This window comes from Lysobacter sp. 05T417 (assembly GCF_056396405.1).
This window is the reverse complement of sequence record NZ_JBFTLK010000001.1, coordinates 584,588-600,809: the sequence shown is the minus strand read 5'-3', so window position 1 is coordinate 600,809 and position 16,222 is coordinate 584,588. Positions and strand designations below refer to the sequence as shown.

The following is a 16,222-nucleotide window of genomic DNA, read 5'->3' as shown; positions in this document are numbered from 1 at the left end:
GTTCAGCTCTTTCCGGCCTTCTTCTCGCTCTTCTCGGCGCGCTTTTCCTTCATCGTCTTCGCCGGCTTCTTCTTGGTTTCTTTCTTGCGATCCATGCCTTTGCTCATGGCATTCCCCTGGTCAGGTGGCCGCCGCACCGTGCTGCGGCCTGGCGCCAAGTATGCGCCGGTGGCAGATCGCATGGCACTGCGACCGCCCGCGCCACGTAGAATGGTCCGATGCCCCTGATGACCCTGCAAAACGTCGACTACAGCGTCGGCGGCCCGCTGCTGCTGCAAAATGTAGCCCTGTCCATTGAAGCCGGTGAGCGCATTGCCCTGATCGGGCGCAACGGCGCCGGAAAATCGACCCTGATGCGCCTGCTCGCCGGAGAAATCCAGGCCGATGGCGGCGAAGTCCTGCGCGAAGGCGGCGTCCGCGTGGCGCGCCTGGAGCAGGAGGTCCCCAATGACGCCGGCGGCGACGTCTGGGACGTGGTGGCCGGCGGCCTCGGCGATCTCGGCGCATGGCTGGCGCAGTACCACCATCTCAGCCATGCCGAGCACGTCGACATGGATGCCCTCGCACGCGTCCAGGGCAAGATCGAGGACGCCAACGGCTGGTCGCTCGACCAGCGCGTGACCGAAACCCTCGAACGCCTGGGCCTGGACGGCGATGCGCTGTTCTCGAGCCTGTCCGGCGGCCTCAAGCGGCGCGTGCTGCTGGCGCGCGCGCTGGTGTCGGCGCCGGACCTGCTGCTGCTGGACGAACCGACCAACCACCTCGACATCGAAGCCATCGACTGGCTGGAAACCTTCCTCAAGGGCTGGCAGGGCGCGCTGTTGTTCGTCACCCATGACCGCCGCTTCCTGCGATCGCTGGCCACGCGCATCGTCGAGATCGACCGCGGCCAGGTCACCAGCTGGCCGGGCGACTGGGCCAACTACGAACGCCGCCGCGAAGAGCGCCTCAACGCCGAAGCGCAGGAAAACGCGCGCTTCGACAAGATGCTCGCGCAGGAGGAAGTCTGGATCCGCCAGGGCATCAAGGCCCGCCGCACCCGCGACGAGGGCCGCGTGCGTCGCCTCAAGGCGATGCGGGTGGAACGTTCGCATCGACGCGACCTGACCGGCAACGTGAAGATGGCGCTGGCGCAGAGCGAGTCGTCCGGCCGCAAGGTCGTCGAAGCCAAGGGCGTGAGTTTTGCCCATGGCCATCGCGAGCTGATCACCGATCTTTCGACCACGATTTTCCGCGGCGATCGCATCGGCCTGATCGGCCCCAATGGCAGCGGCAAGACCACCCTGATCAAGCTCCTGCTGGGCGAACTCAAGCCCGACGCCGGCGAGATCGTGCTCGGCAGCAACCTGCAGGTTGCCTATTTCGACCAGTACCGCGCGACCCTGCGCGAGGACTGGAATGCACTGGAGAACGTCGCCGAAGGCCGCGAGTTCGTCGAGGTCGGCGGCAAGTCCAAGCACGTGATCGGTTACCTGCAGGACTTCCTGTTCACGCCTGAGCGCGCGCGTGCGCCGATCACCCGCCTGTCCGGTGGCGAGCGCAACCGCCTGCTGCTGGCCAAGCTGTTCGCGCAGCCGTCCAACCTGCTGGTGATGGACGAACCGACCAACGACCTCGACGTGGAAACGCTGGAACTGCTCGAGGAGATGCTCGGCGATTACCCGGGTACCTTGCTGCTGGTCAGCCACGACCGCGACTTCCTCGACAACGTCGTGACCTCGACGCTGGTCATGGAGGGCGAGGGCCAGGTCGGCGAGTACGTCGGCGGCTACACCGACTGGGTGCGCCAGCGTCCGGTCGCATCGCTCGCGGCGCCGGCGAAGCAGACCGCCGCCGTTGTGCCTGCCACGCCGGTGGCAGCCATCCCGGCTGCGCCCAGGCGCAAGCTCAGCTACAAGGAAGCGCGCGAGCTGGAACAGCTTCCGCTTCGGATCGAGACGCTGGAAACCCGGGTGGCCGAGCTGACCGCGCAGATGAACGAGCCTGCCTTCTATCAGCGCGATGCGGCAGGGATCAACGCCCACAACGCATCGCTGGCCCAGACCCAGCTCGAACTGGACGCCGCGTACGCACGATGGAGCGAGCTGGACGCGTAGGGCGCCCTCATTCCCGCGCATTCCGTCATCCCGGCGAACGCCGGGATCCCTCTACCCGTCATCCCTGTGCAGGCGGGGATCCATCGACCTCGGCTCCCCTCATCTCACGCGATGAGACACCCCGGCGGCAGATTGAGCGGATGCCCCAGTCCCTCGCCCAGCCCGGGCTGTTCGAATCCGGCCCGCGCACCCTGATCGCCGACGAAGAAGGGGGCGTGCGCTATTGGCCGCGGTTCCTCGACGACGACCTTTCCGCCGAGTGGTTCGCCGTACTGCGCGATAGCGTCGCCTGGCAGGCGCAGCAACGTCCGATGTACGACCGCATCGTCGACGTGCCGCGGCTGGTTGCCGGCTTCGGCCTCGACGACGCGGACCTTCCGGCGCCGCTCGCCGAAGCAGGCGCGCGCCTGCGTGACCGCCTCCGGACGCCGTTCAATTCGGTAGGCCTCAACTTCTATCGCGATGGCCACGACAGCGTCGCCCCGCACAACGACAAGCTGCACAGCCTGGTGCCGGGCCAACCCATCGCCCTGCTGTCGCTGGGTGCAACCCGGCGGATGGCCATCCGCGCCAAGACGCCGCCCGCGCGCAGCGTGCACATCGACCTGGAGCCGGGCAGCGTGCTGGTGATGAGCCATGCCTCGCAGCTGCATTACCTGCACGGCATCGCCAAGACACGCGAACCGGTCGGACCGCGCATCAGCCTGGCGTTTCGGGTGCGTCCGGCGACCTCGCGCTGACCGCACTTGCGGCGCTCGCACGGCGATGGATTAATGGCTCGACAGGGCCATTCCGCAGCGGGACCCGCAGCGATGCAGTCGCAATCCCATCGCCTGTTCTTTGCACTCTGGCCGGGCGACGACCTGCGGCATGCCATCGAGCTCACGTCGGTTCGCCTCGAGCGCGAGTTCACACCCGGGGGGCGCAGGCTCGATGCAGCGCGCTTCCACCTCACGCTGCAGTTCCTCGGCGATTTCCTGCCCGTTCCGGAAGCGCCCGCTCCGGAAGCGTTGATCGACAACGCGCGCGCGGCGGCAGCGCAGGTGATTGCACTGCCGTTCGAGCTGACGCTCGATTGCGCCGGAAGCTTCCGCGGCAGCCGCGTCTGGTGGCTCGGTACCGGCACGCCGGCCCCCGGCCTGCACCACCTGTGGCAGGTGCTGGGCGACGCCCTGGAGCAGCACGGCGTGCCGACGCGGTCTGCGGCCGGCTTCAGCCCGCACCTGACCATCCAGCGCAACGCGCGCAGGCACCTCGCCGAAACGATGCCCGTCGCGCCGTTGGACTGGACCGTGCGCGACTTCGTGCTGGTCGACAGCCAGTCCGGCCATCCTTACCGGATCATCGGGCGCTGGCCCCTGCAGGCCTAGGCCGACACGTCCGGCGGCATTTCGCTAGCCCACGCCAGTGCCGCCTCACGCTCGTCCGGTGCGAACGAACGGATCTGGGTATGCGGCAAGAAGTGTCCGGAGAACTCCGAAATGCTGCCCAGCCAGTGCTTGTCGGTGACGATCGCACCGCGGGCGAAACGGCCGTACTCGCCGAATTTGGCGACCGCGTAGCGCAGGTCCTTGCCCATGGCCTGTGCGGTCAGCCCGGTGAAGCCGGTCAGGTCGCAGAACAGGCCGATGCGCTGGTGCTGCGCCAGCCGTGCTTCGACATCGGCAATGCAGCGGTCGTAGTCGTCGCCGTCGAGGGTTCCACTGAAGTGGTACGCGCCAACGTGCGATGGCGAAGGCAGGATCTCGATCATGGCGTCCTCACTCGTTGAGTCGTTCGTGCATGTCATTGGTGCTTGTCATTCGTGCAGGAATGCGCCGCAGCCCTTGTAGGTCTTGCCGCCGGCGCTGAGCTGCGCGCTGGCCTGGTACGTGCTGCCGCTCATGTCGTCCTGGCACGGTTTGCGCTCGATCCGCAGCACCACGTCGGTGCCGTTGGCGGTCTTGCCGCTGAAGCCTGTCGCGCCCTCGAGCGGTTTCGCGTTGGCGACCTCGATCTTGCGTGCGCCGTAATCGAGTTCGGCGTGCAGCAGCGGCGCTTCGCCCATGCCGACTTCGACCCACCAGCCCGGTTCGTTGCCGACCGCGCGGAAGCCAATGCCGCGGTCCTTTGCGGCTTCCCACGGCGACGGCCCATCGGCCTGGCTGCACTCGCGCTTGTCCTCGCCAGCCAGGGTCAGCGTACCGCTGGGGCCCTTGCTCCAGAACTCGTTGCCCTTGTCGTCGGCGTAGCGCGCGCCCGAAGCGGCGACTGCCAGCGGAATCGTCAGGCTGCGTCCGGAGAACGACAGCACGGCGCGCTCCGGCGGATTGAAGTCGGCGCTGATCCGCAGGTCGCCACACTGCCAGTAGCTGACCTGGGTGGTGCCGGCAGCAGCGGCAGGCGCGGATGGCGCAACCCGCACCAGCTGCAGGTCTACTGGCGCATTCGCAGCCGGATCCACCGCGGTGCGCGTGTCGGTGACGAACCACAGCTTGCCGTCGGGTCCGTACAGCGAGGCGTGCAGGCCGTACTTGCCGCCCTCGCGCAGCTTGACCGGATCGTAGGGCAGGCTGAAGGCATACGGCGGACCAGACGGGTCCTTGAAGCTGCGATCCGACAACACCGCCTGCGGCGTGTCGGCGAGCTGGCTGTCGATCAGCTGCACGCGCAGGCTCGAGCCGGGCGGCATCATGATCCGTTCGCGGTAGCTCGCCGTGCCGGTGATCGCGTGCGCGCCCTGCGTGACGGGCGGCACCGGTTTCGCGGACGTCGTCCCCGAATCCGGGCCTGCCTGGCACGCCGCGAGCGACAGCGCCACGGCAATGCCGAGCAGGGGCAGCGAAAGCGACTTCGACACGGGCATGGGCTGTCTCCTGGGTGAGGAGGACAGCCTAGCCGTGCCGATGTCTGGGCGCCGTCAGCGTGGCGTGCTGTCGCTGCGCAGCACCGGATACATCCGGTAGCGCGAGTCCCAGGACGAATGGCGGCGGGCGAAGAATTCGAGGCGCGCCTGCGGATCTGCCGCAAACGCCGCATCGTCCTTCAGACGCTTGTCGAACTCGGCCTTGATCTTGGGGTCCTTGAGCATCTCGCGCGCCACTTCTTCGGCGACGTAGTCCTCCATGTACTCCTTGCGCTCGAAATTGTTGTTGAACTCGCCCCATGCCACCAGCGCGTCGGGCGCCTGCGGTTCCAGCAGCGCCATCACCAGGCGCGCTTCGGGCTGGGCAATCGGCACGAACAGGGCACCGGCGGCGAGGTCCTGGGTCTCGGCGTGCCATTGCCCTTCGAGCGTCACGCGCTGATGCCCCTCGACCGATTGCGCGGCGAAGCTGGCCTTGTCGGCGCGGAATGCCTCCACCTTGGCATGCGGTTGCGCGGCGGACAGGCGACGGTACGCGATGCCGTGCTGGTCGAGCTTGGCCGCGACCCAGCCGGCGTGCGCGGCCGGCACCAGGTAACCGCCCCGGGGGGCGGTGACGACGTGGTCGGGGACGATTTCGTCGCGGATCGGAATCTGCCAGATCTGCGGCTTGCTCTCGTCGTAGCGCGTCATCAGCGCGCCGGACACCTCCGACGGCGTGCGCGTGTAGGCGTAGCCGCGGAAGTCGATGAGGTGGCTCTTGTCGGTGGCCTTGTAGTCGAGCACGACCTGCTGGCCGCCGAGCGCGGCGGAGCGCTGGTCGGCGCCGGACGCCAGCTGCTGCCACTGCGCGCCGTTGTCCGCGACCAGGTCGAGCAGGGCGACGATGGTGTTGCGCGTGACCTTGACCCGGTGCGGATAGTCGCGCCAGGAGTGCGTCTCGACCAGCATGCCGATGCGGTTGCGCAGCTGGAAATAGCCGTGCGAGAAGCGCGGCGTGGCGACGCCGTCCTCGAAGCCAGAGTCCGGTTCGTCGCCCTTGACGAACGAGGGGTAGAACGACAGCGGCAGCGAACCCTGAGCGCTCAGGCGCTCGATCACGCCGTCGCGCAACGCGGTGCCGGCCGCACGCAGCGCTTCGTCGCCGCTGTGCACCGGCTCGACCTGGATCGAGACGTCGTGTTCGAACTTGGCGCCGTCGGTGACGTGCAGGTCGACGTAGGCGAGCGGATCCCAGGCATCGACAAGGCGCAGCATCGCCTGCATCTCCGGCGTGTCGGCCTTCACGTAGTCGCGGTTGAGGTTGTAGTTCTGCGCCGTCGTGCGCCAGCCCATTTCCTCCGGGCCGCGCTGGTTGGGACGGTTCCAGCGCGCGAAGCGCTCGTGGCCGTCGACATTGAACACCGGCACGAACAGCAGCACCTGCTTGTCCAGTGCCCCCGGTGCGGCCTCGCCATCGAGTGCCTGGCGCAGGGCGAGGAAGCCGGCGTCCTTGCCGTCGATCTCGCCGGCATGGATGCCGCCCTGGATCAGCATCACCGGCAGACCCTTGGCCTTGGCCGCCTCGGGAGTGAAGGCGCCTGCCTTGCTCACCACCAGGACCTTCATCGGGCGGCCTTCGGGCGTCGTGCCGAAGTCGCTGCAGCGCACCGCGTCGGGGTAGCGCTGGGCGAACTGCGCGCACAGGGCGATGACCTCGTCGTAGCGACCGGTTTTCACGAACCCGCTGCGCTCGGATACGGTGGTCAGCGCGGAGTTGGCGGGAGCAGCGATGGAGGGCAGGGTGGTGAGCAGTGCGGCCAGGGTTGCGACAGCGAGCGGCGAACGGGTCATTGCGCGGGCGTCTCACGGATAAGTCGCGGCATGGTAGCCGAGACCGGGCCGATGCTTTGCGGCTTGCAGTCACGCTGCTGCCATCGGGGTGGCAGCAGCGTGCGATCATGGCCACCTGATCGAATCGCACTCCGGGGATCCAAGCATGTACAGCCTTTACTACTCGCCCGGTGCGGCGAGCCTGGTCGTCCACTGGCTTCTGATCGAGCTGGGCGTGCCGCACGAGCTGCGCCTCGTCGACACCCAGGCCAGGCAGCACAAGAGCGACGACTACCTCGCGCTCAACCCCAACGGTCTGGTGCCGACCCTGATCGCCGACGGCAAGCCGCTTTACGAAGCCGCCGCCCTCGTGCTGCATCTGGCTGATCGTCATGCCGAATCTGGCATTGCGCCTGCTGCCGACAGCCCGTTGCGCGGCGAGTACCTGCAGTGGATGTTGAACCTGGTCAACACGGTGCAGTCGCCGATGCGCCTGTGGTGGTACCCGGGCGATGTTGACGAAGCCCATGCCGACGAGATCCGCGAAGGCACGCGCAAGCGTGTGGAAGCAGCATGGGACCGACTCGACGCCCACCTTGCCGCGAATGGCCCCTACCTGCTGGGCGAGCGACTGAGCGCGGCCGATTTCTATCTCGCCATGCTGATGCGCTGGACGCGCAACATGCCGCGCCCCGGTCACGACTGGCCGCACCTGGCCACGTTGGCGCAGGCGATGAAGGCGCGGCCGTCGTTCAAGGAGCTGTACGAGCGCGAAGGCTTGACCGAGTGGGCCTGAGCTGAAGCATGAGCGGGGATGCCTGGGGCACGGCCTCGCTGATCGGGTAGGCTTGCCCATCCGCCGTTGCCGGCCATCGCCGGCAGCGGTGCGCACGCAACCAACCCGTGACTTTTCCGCAGGGCCGCCGTAGATGACGACCACCGCAAGCACCGCCGCCCGTTCGCAGGGCGATTCGCCGGGCAATTCGCAGGGCCGGATGCCCCGGCAGATCCCCTACATCATCGGCAACGAAGGCTGCGAGCGGTTCAGTTTCTACGGGATGCGCAACATCCTGACGCCATTCCTGGTCAGCACGCTGCTGCTGTATGCACCGGAGGCCGAGCGCGCCGGCATCGCCAAGGATGTCTTCCACAGCTTCGTCATCGGCGTGTATTTTTTCCCGCTGCTCGGCGGCTGGCTCGCCGATCGCTTCTTCGGCAAGTACCAGACCGTGCTGTGGTTCTCGCTGGTCTACTGCGCCGGCCACGCCTGCCTTGCGATCTTCGAGGACAACCGTAGCGGCTTCTACACCGGCCTGTTCCTGATCGCGCTGGGATCAGGCGGCATCAAGCCACTGGTCGTGTCCTTTGTCGGCGACCAGTTCGACCAGAGCAACAAGCATCTGGCCAAGATCGTCTTCGATGCCTTTTACTGGATCATCAACTTCGGTTCGTTCTTCGCATCGCTGCTGATGCCGTTCTTCCTGCGCCACTACGGTCCCGCGGTGGCGTTCGGCATTCCCGGCATCCTGATGCTCATCGCAACGCTGATCTTCTGGCTGGGTCGCAAGCAGTACGTCAACGTGCCGCCGAGTGCGGCCGATCCAAACTCGTTCCTGCATGTGGCCCGTACCGCGCTGCTCGCGCAGGCGCCGGGGCAGGGACGGGCAGGGCTGGTGGTCGCGGCGACCGGCGGGGTGCTGGCGGTCGGCGCGCTGTTGCTGATTCCCAGGCTCGGCTTCGTCATCTGCGCCTGCATGGCGCTGGGCCTGATCATCGCCTTCGGCGGCATCGGCACGTCCATGCAGCTCGATCGCGCCCGCGGCAAGCATCCCGACCAGGCCGTCGACGGTGTCCGCGCGGTGCTGCGGATCCTGATCGTGTTCGCCCTGACCACGCCGTTCTGGTCGCTGTTCGACCAGAAGGCCTCGACCTGGGTGCTGCAGGGCAACGAGATGGCGATGCCGCACGACCAGTGGTGGTGGCCGAGCTGGCTGGTCAAGGACGCCGCGCAGATGCAGGCGCTGAACCCGGCGCTGGTGATGCTGCTGATTCCGTTCAACAACCTGGTGCTGTACCCGCTGCTGCGCCGGCTCGGATTCGAGCCGACCGCGCTCAAGCGCATGGGCTGGGGCATCGCGTTCTCGGGCCTGGCCTGGATCGGCGCCGGCCTGATCCAGCTCTACCTCGACGGTGGCCACCCGGTGACGCTGACCTGGCAGATGCTGCCGTACGCGCTGCTGACCTTCGGCGAAGTACTGGTATCGGCGACCGCGCTGGAGTTCGCCTACAGCCAGGCGCCGCAGGCGATGAAGGGCGTGATCATGGCGTTCTGGTACCTCGCCAGCACGTTCGGCAGCCTGTGGGTGCTGCTGACCAATGCCGGCGTGCGCAACGAGGCGGTGACCTCGCACATCGCCAGCACCGGGTTGAGCGAGAATGCGTTCCTGATGTTCTTCTTCGCCGGTTTCGCCTTCCTTGCCGCGGCTGCGTTCGCGCTCTATGCGCGCACCTATCCGATGCAGGACAACTATCGAAATGCATGACATCGCAGCGCGGGACGTGACGCGCGCCATGCCCGACGCCTTCGCCAGGAGCTTCAACGGATGCTGACTTTCGCCCTGATCGCCGTGACCGTGCTGGTCTCGTGGCTGGCCTTCGAGCGGCCCGCGCTGCTCAACCGCCTGATCCTGTGGCCGCCGGCCATCGACCGCAAGCACCAGTACGACCGGCTGATCACGCACGGTTTCATCCATGCAGACTGGTCGCACCTGCTGTTCAACATGCTCACGCTGTACTTCTTCGGTCGCCTGATCGAAGGGGTGATCGCACAGTTGATCGGACCGTTCGGTTTCCTGCTGTTCTACCTGTCGGCGATAGTGATCGCGATCCTGCCGACCTACCTGCGCCATCGCCACGATGCGCAGTACCGCAGCCTGGGCGCCTCCGGCGCGGTCTCGGCGGTGCTGTTCGCCTTCATCCTGCTGCAACCGTGGGCGCTGATCTACATCCCGATCCCGGTGCCGGCCTTCCTCTATGCGATCGGCTACATCGCCTACTCGTTCTGGATGGACAAGCGCGGCGGCGACCACATCAACCACAGCGCGCACCTGTCGGGTGCGATCTATGGCGTGTTGTTCATGCTGTTGATGGAGCCGCGCGTGGGGGCGATCTTCCTCGAGCGCCTGATGCGCCCGACCTTCGGCTGAAGCTGGAGGGACTGCGGCGGACCTGCTTGCTGCAGGCCCGCCGCGCTCAAGGCGCCCCCCAGCTACCCGAGCTGGTGTCGGCCGGGTTGCCCCGGTCGAAAACGTTGGATCAGGCAGCCCGACCGGCAGTGCGGTCAGGCCGTCCGGTCAGGCCGCGTGGCGGTCCGAACTGGCGGTGTCGTCGGCGCCGTAGGTTTCGAGCAGGCGGGCGTAGATCTCCGCATCGATCTGCGACGACTCGATGGACGATTCCTTGCCGCTCTGGGCCAGGTCGAACATCCGGGTCATCAGGGCGTCGTCGCTGACGTGGCCGAGGGTCAGGTGGTGCACGCTCATGGGTGTCTCTCCGCACTGTGTTTCCTGTCTTGGATCACGCAGATTCCGTGCCAGCCGTCTCAGCTTGGGTGCGGCGTGAAAATGTGACGCGGTCGGTCATTACTGGTCACTGCTGGGGCTGAACGGATGACGTATTGCGACGCCTTCGCTCGCCTCCTGCTCACCCGGCATGAATGTCGCGCGTGATATCCAAAACCCTCCCAGACGATGCCCAGGAGTGCCAGGCATGGCGATCAGGAAGGCCGGAAAAAACACCGCCCACAAGGCTCCCGCGATGAAGGCGGCCACCAGCCGGACCGCCAGGAAAGTCGCGAAGAAAGGCGCGAAGAAGGGCGCGAAGAAGACCGTCGCCAAGGCAGCGAAGAAGGCCGCCGCCAAGTCCGCTGCCCGCAAGGCTCCGGTGCGCAAGACCGCGAAGAAGGTCGTGGCCAGGAAGGCGGTGGCAAAGAAGGCGGCCCCGAAGAAGGCAGCCACAAAGAAAACAGCCACAAAGAAGACCGTGAAGAAGGTGACGGCCCCCAGGAAGACCGTGGTCAAGAAGGCCGCCGCGGCCAGAAAGGTCGTGAAGAAAGCAGCACCACGCAAGACCGCCGCCAGCAAGACCGTGCGCAAGACGGCAACCACCAGGGCCAGCGCCCGCAAGGTCGCAGCCCGGAAATCTCCCGCCAGGCAATCGCCGGCCAAGAAGGTGGTCACCCGGACCGCCCGCAAGACCCCGGTCGCCAAGCCCGCGCCGACCCCGCGCAAGCGCGCCGCCCGTGCCCCGGCCAAGCCGCGCATAACCCCCGAGCAGGCGCTGGCCAATACCCAGGAGCTGCTGGCGGCCAAGCACGAGCGCGACCACCAGCCGCAGCCGTGGCAGCAGCTCGATCCCGGCCATGGGCACGTGCCCAAGCCGGGGTTCCAGTCCGACAGTGCCGCCGCCAAGGCAGGCGAGCTGCACGCCGCCGAGAGCCGGATGGAGGCCACCCAGGGCAGCATCGGCACCCAGGACCGTCACAATCAGGGCAAGCGCGACAGCCGCTGACAGAGGATCCAGATGACCCAGCACAGCATCCAGCACGACCCGGTGATCGGAGTGTTCAGCACCACCGTCGACGGCGTCGAGGCACGCATGGAGTACCACCGCGAAGGCGACAAGATGGTGATCACCCACACCGGCGTGCCCGATGCGATCGCCGGCCGCGGCATTGCCGGCGAGCTGGTCCGGTCGGCCTTCGAGTTCGCCAAGGCCCAGGGCTGGCATGTCCATCCGGCCTGCTCCTATGCCGCGGCCTGGGTCGAGCGCCATCCCGAGTACAACCAGCTGCTGGCCTGACCGGGCCGGCGGCGCCCTCGCAGCCTCGCCCCATGTGGGGCGGGGCAGGGCGGGATAGAGGTGTCTGCCCTCGCCGGTGGCGCGCAGTGCTGTCCCCCCGCGCCCATGTGTGACAGCATGCGCGCCCATCCCCCATTGCCGCGCCCCTGGCGCCCGCCCGCATGCGCCTGAACAAGCACATCAGCGACACCGGATTCTGCTCGCGCCGCGAAGCCGACGGCCTCATTGCCGAGGGGCGGGTCACGGTCAACGGCGTGCGTGCCCGCATCGGCGCCGAAGTCGGCGAGGGCGACCAGGTCCTGGTCGACGGCCAATCGCTGCGCGTGCGCCAGGCCAGCAAAGGCAAGCGCCAGCATGTCTACATCGCGCTCAACAAGCCGACCGGCGTCACCAGCACCACCGAGGCCGGGGTCAAGGGCAACATCGTCGACTTCGTCGGCCACGAGCAGCGCATCTTTCCGATCGGCCGCCTCGACAAGGAGTCGGAGGGGCTGATCCTGCTGACCAGCAATGGCGACATCGTCAACGAGATCCTGCGCGCCGAGAACAAGCTGGAGAAGGAATACCTGGTGGTGGTGAATCACGCAGTGACCGACGAGTTCCTGCGTTCCATGGCCCGCGGCGTGCCGGTGCACGGCCAGACGACGTTGCCGTGCAAGACCGGCAAGCTCGGCAAGTTCGGTTTCCGCATCGTCCTGGTGCAGGGCCTCAACCGGCAGATCCGCCTGATGGCCGCGCACTTCGGCTTCCGCGTGAAGCAGCTGCTGCGGGTGCGCATCGGCAACGTCAAGCTCGGCCGCCTCAAGCCCGGACAGTGGCGCAACCTGACCGATGCCGAACTGCAAGGCCTGTTGCCGCAGCGAACCCAGTGGTAGCCGCGCCCCTGCATATGGGCATCACGCCGCCGCCGCTAACCTGACGCTCATCGACAAGGGACTGCCCATGAAGCGAGTGTTGATGCTGTCGTTGCTGTGCGCGTGCGCGCTGGTCGTGCTGGCCGCTTGCAGGCGCGAAGGCGAACCGGCGGCGCCGGCGACCAGCGCCGCTCCGGCCGCACCCGCCGGCACGGTCACGACCGCAGCCCCGGCGTCTGCCGCGGTCGATCTCAAGGACGTCTCCGAGTCGACGCCGGACTACATCATCGGCATCAGCTATCAGGTTCCGGCCAACCAGCATCCGGCGCTTGCCGCCGAACTGAAGAAGTACGCCGATGCCGCTCGCGCCGACCTGGTCGAGGCGGCGAAGTCGCGCGGAGAGCCCGGCGGCGCGACCAGTGCTCCCTACGACCTCTCGCTCAGTTTCACCGAGCTGATGAATACCCCGAGCGTGGTCGCGGTGGCCGCCGATGGCAGCAGCTACACCGGCGGCGCCCATGGCGCACCGCTGATCGCCCGCTTCGTCTGGCTGCCGCAACAGCAGCGCATGCTCACAGCGCGCGAGCTGATCCGCGACGAGAAGGGCTGGGCGGCGATCTCCGGTTACGTTCGCGAGCAGTTGCATTCGGCGCTGTCGCAGCGTGTCGATGCCGACGACCTGCCGGCCGAGGAGCGGGCCGAGGTGGTCAAGAACGCCTCGCGCATGATCGACGACGGCACCGAGCCGGCGCCGACCGACTTCGCCCTGTTCGAGCCGATGGCCGCGTCCGACGGCAGGCTCGGCGGCCTGCGCTTCGTGTTCGCGCCCTACCAGGTCGGGCCGTACTCCGACGGCACCCAGACGGTCGAGGTGCCCGCCGACGTCCTGCTGCCGTTCGTCTCGCCCGAGTACCGGCCGCTGTTTACCGGCGGTTGATGCCGCCTTGACGGCCTCGCGCTAGCATTGTTCAGGCCCGCCACCCTGCTGGTCAGGCCCAGGGCCGAACGAGCACCGAGGTCGCCATGTCCGCATTGCGCAGTCGGGTAGAAAAACTGTTGTCACTGGCCGACGTGAATGTCGGCGGCAATCGTCCGTGGGACCTGCAGGTCGAGGACGAGCGCTTCTTCGCACGCGTCATGGTCGAGGGATCGCTCGGCCTGGGCGAGTCGTACATGGACGGCTGGTGGCGCGCGGCCTCACTCGACGGGTTGCTGTGCCGTCTGATCATGGCCGACCTCGACCGCAAGGTCAGGGGCGTGAGCGCCTGGCTCGACGGCGTCCGCGCCTACCTCACCAACCTGCAGAGCCGGCGCCGCAGCTTCGTCGTCGGCGAGCAGCACTACGACCTCGGAAACGACCTGTACCGGGCCATGCTTGGCAAGCGCCTGGTGTACAGCTGCGGCTACTGGCGCGATCGCGACGGCGCGCGCCTGCACGACCTCGACCTGGCCCAGGAAGCCAAGCTCGACCTGGTCTGCCGCAAGCTCGGCCTCAAGCCCGGCATGCGCGTGCTCGACGTCGGCTGCGGCTGGGGCGAGGCGCTGAAGTTCGCCGCGCAGCGTTATGGCATCAGCGGCGTGGGCGTGACCATCTCGCGCGAACAGGCCGACTATGCCCGCGGCCTGTGCGCCGGGCTGCCGATCGAGATCCGGCTGCAGGACTACCGCGAGCTTGGCGCAGGCGCCGATGACGAGCGTTTCGACGCGATCCTGTCGCTGGGCATGTTCGAGCACGTCGGCGTCAAGAACTACAGGACCTATTTCGAGATGGTTCGCAGGAGCCTGTCCGACAGCGGTCTGTTCCTGTTGCACACGATCGGCACCAACCTGTCGGTGAACGTCACCGACCCGTGGATTGCCCGCTACATCTTCCCCAATTCGATGCTGCCCTCGGCCGCGCAGATCGCGCAGTCGTGCGAGGGCCAGTTCGTGATGGAGGACTGGCACAACTTCGGCGCCGACTACGAGCTGACGTTGCAGGCCTGGCTGGACAACGTCGAACGCGCCTGGCCGCAACTGCCGGCCCGCTACGACGAGCGCTTCCGGCGCATGTGGCGCTTCTACCTGTCGGCCTCGATGGCCAGTTTCCGCAGCCGCCATGCGCAGCTGTGGCAACTGGTCCTGTCGCCACGGGGCGTGCCCGGCGGTTACATCGCCCCACGCTGACGGTGCCCGGGCGCAAGCTGCCGCCCCACATCAATCCGCCCGCCCCATGCAAGCTGCACTGCACATCGCATCGCCGCCGGCTTTGCCGCACTATGTGCGCTCATTTCGCCAGCTCGACACGAGGGTTCTATGCAGACTTGGTTCCGGCGCAAGGACATCGACCGGGTCACGGTCCACGAGGAAGGGCGCCGCCTGGTCCCGACCCTGAGCTGGCCGCACCTGATTGCCCTGGGCATCGGCGCCATCGTCGGCACCGGCATCTACACCCTGATCGGCGTCGGCGCCAACCTCGCCGGGCCGGCGGTGCTGCTGTCGTTCATGGTGGCGGGCATCGTCTGCGCCTGCGCGGCGCTGGCCTACGCCGAAATGGCGACGATGATGCCGGCTGCCGGCAGCGCCTACACCTACAGCTACATCGTGCTGGGAGAGGCGATCGCCTGGGTGGTCGGCTGGAGCCTGATCCTGGAGTACTCGCTGGTGGTGAGCACGGTGGCGGTCGGCTGGTCCGGCTACGCCGTCGGCTTCATGAAGGGGCTCGGGGTGGACCTGCCCTTGTGGTTGACCGCCGGTCCGCATGCGGGCGGCCTGATCAACCTGCCGGCGGTCGCCATCGTGTTCGTCGTCGCCGGCCTGCTGATGGCCGGCACGCGAGAGAGCGCGACCCTCAACGCGGTCCTGGTCGTGCTCAAGATCATCGCGCTGGGCATCTTCGTCGCCATCGCGCTGCCGCATTTCGACATGGCCAACACGCAGCCGTTCATGCCGTTCGGCTTCGTCAAGTCGATGGGCGCCGATGGCGTCGAACGCGGCGTGATGGCCGCCGCGGCGATCATCTTCTTCGCCTTCTACGGCTTCGACGCGATCTCCACGGCGGCCGAAGAAACCAAGAACCCCGGCCGCGACCTGTCCATCGGCATCGTCGGCTCGATGGTCGGCTGCACGCTGATCTACATGGTGGTGGCGCTGGCCGCGGTCGGCGCGCTGAGCTACACGGTGTTCGGCAACAGCCCGGAGCCGCTGGCGCTGATCCTGCGCGAACTGGGCCAGGGCAAGGCCGCGACGGTGATCGCCGCGGCTGCCGTCATCGCGCTGCCGACGGTGCTGCTGGCGTTCCTGTACGGCCAGAGCCGCATCTTCTTCGTGATGTCGCGTGACGGCCTGCTGCCGCGTGGCCTTTCGAAGGTCAATGCGCGCACCGGCACGCCGATCGCCACCACGCTGTTCACCGCCACCCTGGTGGCGGCGCTGGCCGGCGTGGCGCGACTGGACGAGATTGCCGCGCTGGCCAATGCCGGCACGCTGGCGGCCTTCATCGCGGTGGCGGTGTGCCTGCTGGTGTTGCGCAAGCGCCACCCGGAACGCACGCGCCTGTTCCGCGCGCCGATGGCATGGGTGATCGGGCCGATCGCGATCTTCGGCTGCCTGTACCTGTTCTGGAGCCTGCCGCAGCGCACGCAGTTGTGGTTCCTGCTGTGGAACGCGATAGGTGTGGTGGCGTACCTCGCCTACGGCCGTCGCCGCAGCCTGCTCGCGGTTGGCAAGGAAGCGTAGTTGCGGTGATCGCAGGAGCCGGTACGCCGGCTCTTGCG

17 protein-coding genes are annotated in these 16,222 nt (G+C 67.5%); 12 read left to right on the top strand and 5 right to left on the bottom strand.

Annotated elements, in window-relative coordinates; genetic code table 11:
- Nucleotides 1-218 precede the first annotated feature (218 nt).
- The 3 genes from AC1DER_RS02690 (at nt 219) to thpR (ending at nt 3,466) form a co-directional block, all read left to right on the top strand.
- Complete coding sequence (locus AC1DER_RS02690) at nt 219-2,096, top strand: ATP-binding cassette domain-containing protein (RefSeq protein WP_477244122.1); 1,878 nt, start codon at nt 219-221, stop codon at nt 2,094-2,096.
- 140 nt (nt 2,097-2,236) lie between these two features.
- On the top strand, nt 2,237-2,836 hold the full coding sequence (locus AC1DER_RS02685) for an alpha-ketoglutarate-dependent dioxygenase AlkB family protein (protein WP_477244124.1): 600 nt from the start codon (nt 2,237-2,239) through the stop codon (nt 2,834-2,836).
- Nucleotides 2,837-2,908: 72 nt separating this feature from the next.
- Nucleotides 2,909-3,466, top strand: a complete 558-nt coding sequence (gene thpR, locus AC1DER_RS02680; protein WP_477244126.1) for an RNA 2',3'-cyclic phosphodiesterase — start codon at nt 2,909-2,911, stop codon at nt 3,464-3,466.
- On the opposite strand, the gene AC1DER_RS02675 is transcribed toward thpR, so the two are convergent.
- Genes AC1DER_RS02675 through AC1DER_RS02665 form a run of 3 tightly spaced genes read right to left on the bottom strand, consistent with a single transcriptional unit; the run spans nt 3,463 to nt 6,774 of the window.
- Nucleotides 3,463-3,849, bottom strand: a complete 387-nt coding sequence (locus tag AC1DER_RS02675; RefSeq protein ID WP_477244128.1) for a SpoIIAA family protein — start codon at nt 3,847-3,849, stop codon at nt 3,463-3,465. The two genes, thpR and AC1DER_RS02675, sit on opposite strands and share 4 nt — an antisense overlap.
- Before the next feature lie 45 nt (nt 3,850-3,894).
- Nucleotides 3,895-4,941 (bottom strand): YbaY family lipoprotein, encoded by a 1,047-nt coding sequence (locus AC1DER_RS02670; RefSeq protein WP_477244130.1) that lies wholly within the window; start codon nt 4,939-4,941, stop codon nt 3,895-3,897.
- Between the two features lie 54 nt (nt 4,942-4,995).
- Nucleotides 4,996-6,774 (bottom strand): M14 family metallopeptidase, encoded by a 1,779-nt coding sequence (locus AC1DER_RS02665; RefSeq protein WP_477244132.1) that lies wholly within the window; start codon nt 6,772-6,774, stop codon nt 4,996-4,998.
- A 145-nt stretch (nt 6,775-6,919) separates the two neighbouring features.
- On the opposite strand from AC1DER_RS02665, the gene AC1DER_RS02660 reads away from it, so the two are divergent.
- The 3 genes from AC1DER_RS02660 to AC1DER_RS02650 all read left to right on the top strand — a co-directional run bounded on the left by AC1DER_RS02660 (nt 6,920) and on the right by AC1DER_RS02650 (nt 9,959).
- On the top strand, nt 6,920-7,549 hold the full coding sequence (locus tag AC1DER_RS02660) for a glutathione S-transferase family protein (protein WP_477244134.1): 630 nt from the start codon (nt 6,920-6,922) through the stop codon (nt 7,547-7,549).
- Nucleotides 7,550-7,682: 133 nt separating this feature from the next.
- Nucleotides 7,683-9,296 carry a POT-type proton-dependent oligopeptide transporter gene (locus AC1DER_RS02655; protein ID WP_477244136.1) on the top strand — a complete coding sequence of 538 codons (1,614 nt, stop codon included), beginning with the start codon at nt 7,683-7,685 and terminating at the stop codon, nt 9,294-9,296.
- Between the two features lie 60 nt (nt 9,297-9,356).
- A complete protein-coding gene (locus AC1DER_RS02650; RefSeq protein WP_477244138.1) occupies nt 9,357-9,959 on the top strand; it encodes a rhomboid family intramembrane serine protease in 603 nt (200 codons plus the stop codon).
- Nucleotides 9,960-10,106: 147 nt separating this feature from the next.
- Here the strand turns inward: AC1DER_RS02650 and AC1DER_RS02645 are convergent, their stop codons facing one another.
- Complete coding sequence (locus AC1DER_RS02645) at nt 10,107-10,295, bottom strand: hypothetical protein (RefSeq protein WP_441816066.1); 189 nt, start codon at nt 10,293-10,295, stop codon at nt 10,107-10,109.
- 99 nt (nt 10,296-10,394) lie between these two features.
- Complete coding sequence (locus AC1DER_RS02640) at nt 10,395-10,832, bottom strand: hypothetical protein (protein WP_477357630.1); 438 nt, start codon at nt 10,830-10,832, stop codon at nt 10,395-10,397.
- Here AC1DER_RS02640 and AC1DER_RS02635 point away from each other — a divergent pair.
- The 6 genes from AC1DER_RS02635 to AC1DER_RS02610 all read left to right on the top strand — a co-directional run bounded on the left by AC1DER_RS02635 (nt 10,795) and on the right by AC1DER_RS02610 (nt 16,184).
- The gene (locus AC1DER_RS02635; RefSeq protein ID WP_477357627.1) at nt 10,795-11,322 is read left to right on the top strand and encodes a hypothetical protein; all 528 of its coding nucleotides are present in this window, start codon (nt 10,795-10,797) and stop codon (nt 11,320-11,322) included. The two genes, AC1DER_RS02640 and AC1DER_RS02635, sit on opposite strands and share 38 nt — an antisense overlap.
- Before the next feature lie 12 nt (nt 11,323-11,334).
- On the top strand, nt 11,335-11,613 hold the full coding sequence (locus tag AC1DER_RS02630) for a GNAT family N-acetyltransferase (RefSeq protein ID WP_477244143.1): 279 nt from the start codon (nt 11,335-11,337) through the stop codon (nt 11,611-11,613).
- Between the two features lie 161 nt (nt 11,614-11,774).
- Nucleotides 11,775-12,488, top strand: coding sequence for a pseudouridine synthase (locus AC1DER_RS02625; RefSeq protein WP_477244145.1), 714 nt, complete (start codon nt 11,775-11,777; stop codon nt 12,486-12,488).
- Nucleotides 12,489-12,555: 67 nt separating this feature from the next.
- Entirely contained in the window at nt 12,556-13,404 is an 849-nt protein-coding gene (locus tag AC1DER_RS02620) for a DUF3298 and DUF4163 domain-containing protein (RefSeq protein WP_477244147.1), read from the top strand.
- Nucleotides 13,405-13,490: 86 nt separating this feature from the next.
- On the top strand, nt 13,491-14,633 hold the full coding sequence (gene cfa, locus AC1DER_RS02615; RefSeq protein ID WP_477244149.1) for a cyclopropane fatty acyl phospholipid synthase: 1,143 nt from the start codon (nt 13,491-13,493) through the stop codon (nt 14,631-14,633).
- A gap of 129 nt (nt 14,634-14,762) precedes the next feature.
- Nucleotides 14,763-16,184, top strand: a complete 1,422-nt coding sequence (locus AC1DER_RS02610; protein WP_441816073.1) for an amino acid permease — start codon at nt 14,763-14,765, stop codon at nt 16,182-16,184.
- Nucleotides 16,185-16,222 lie beyond the last annotated feature (38 nt).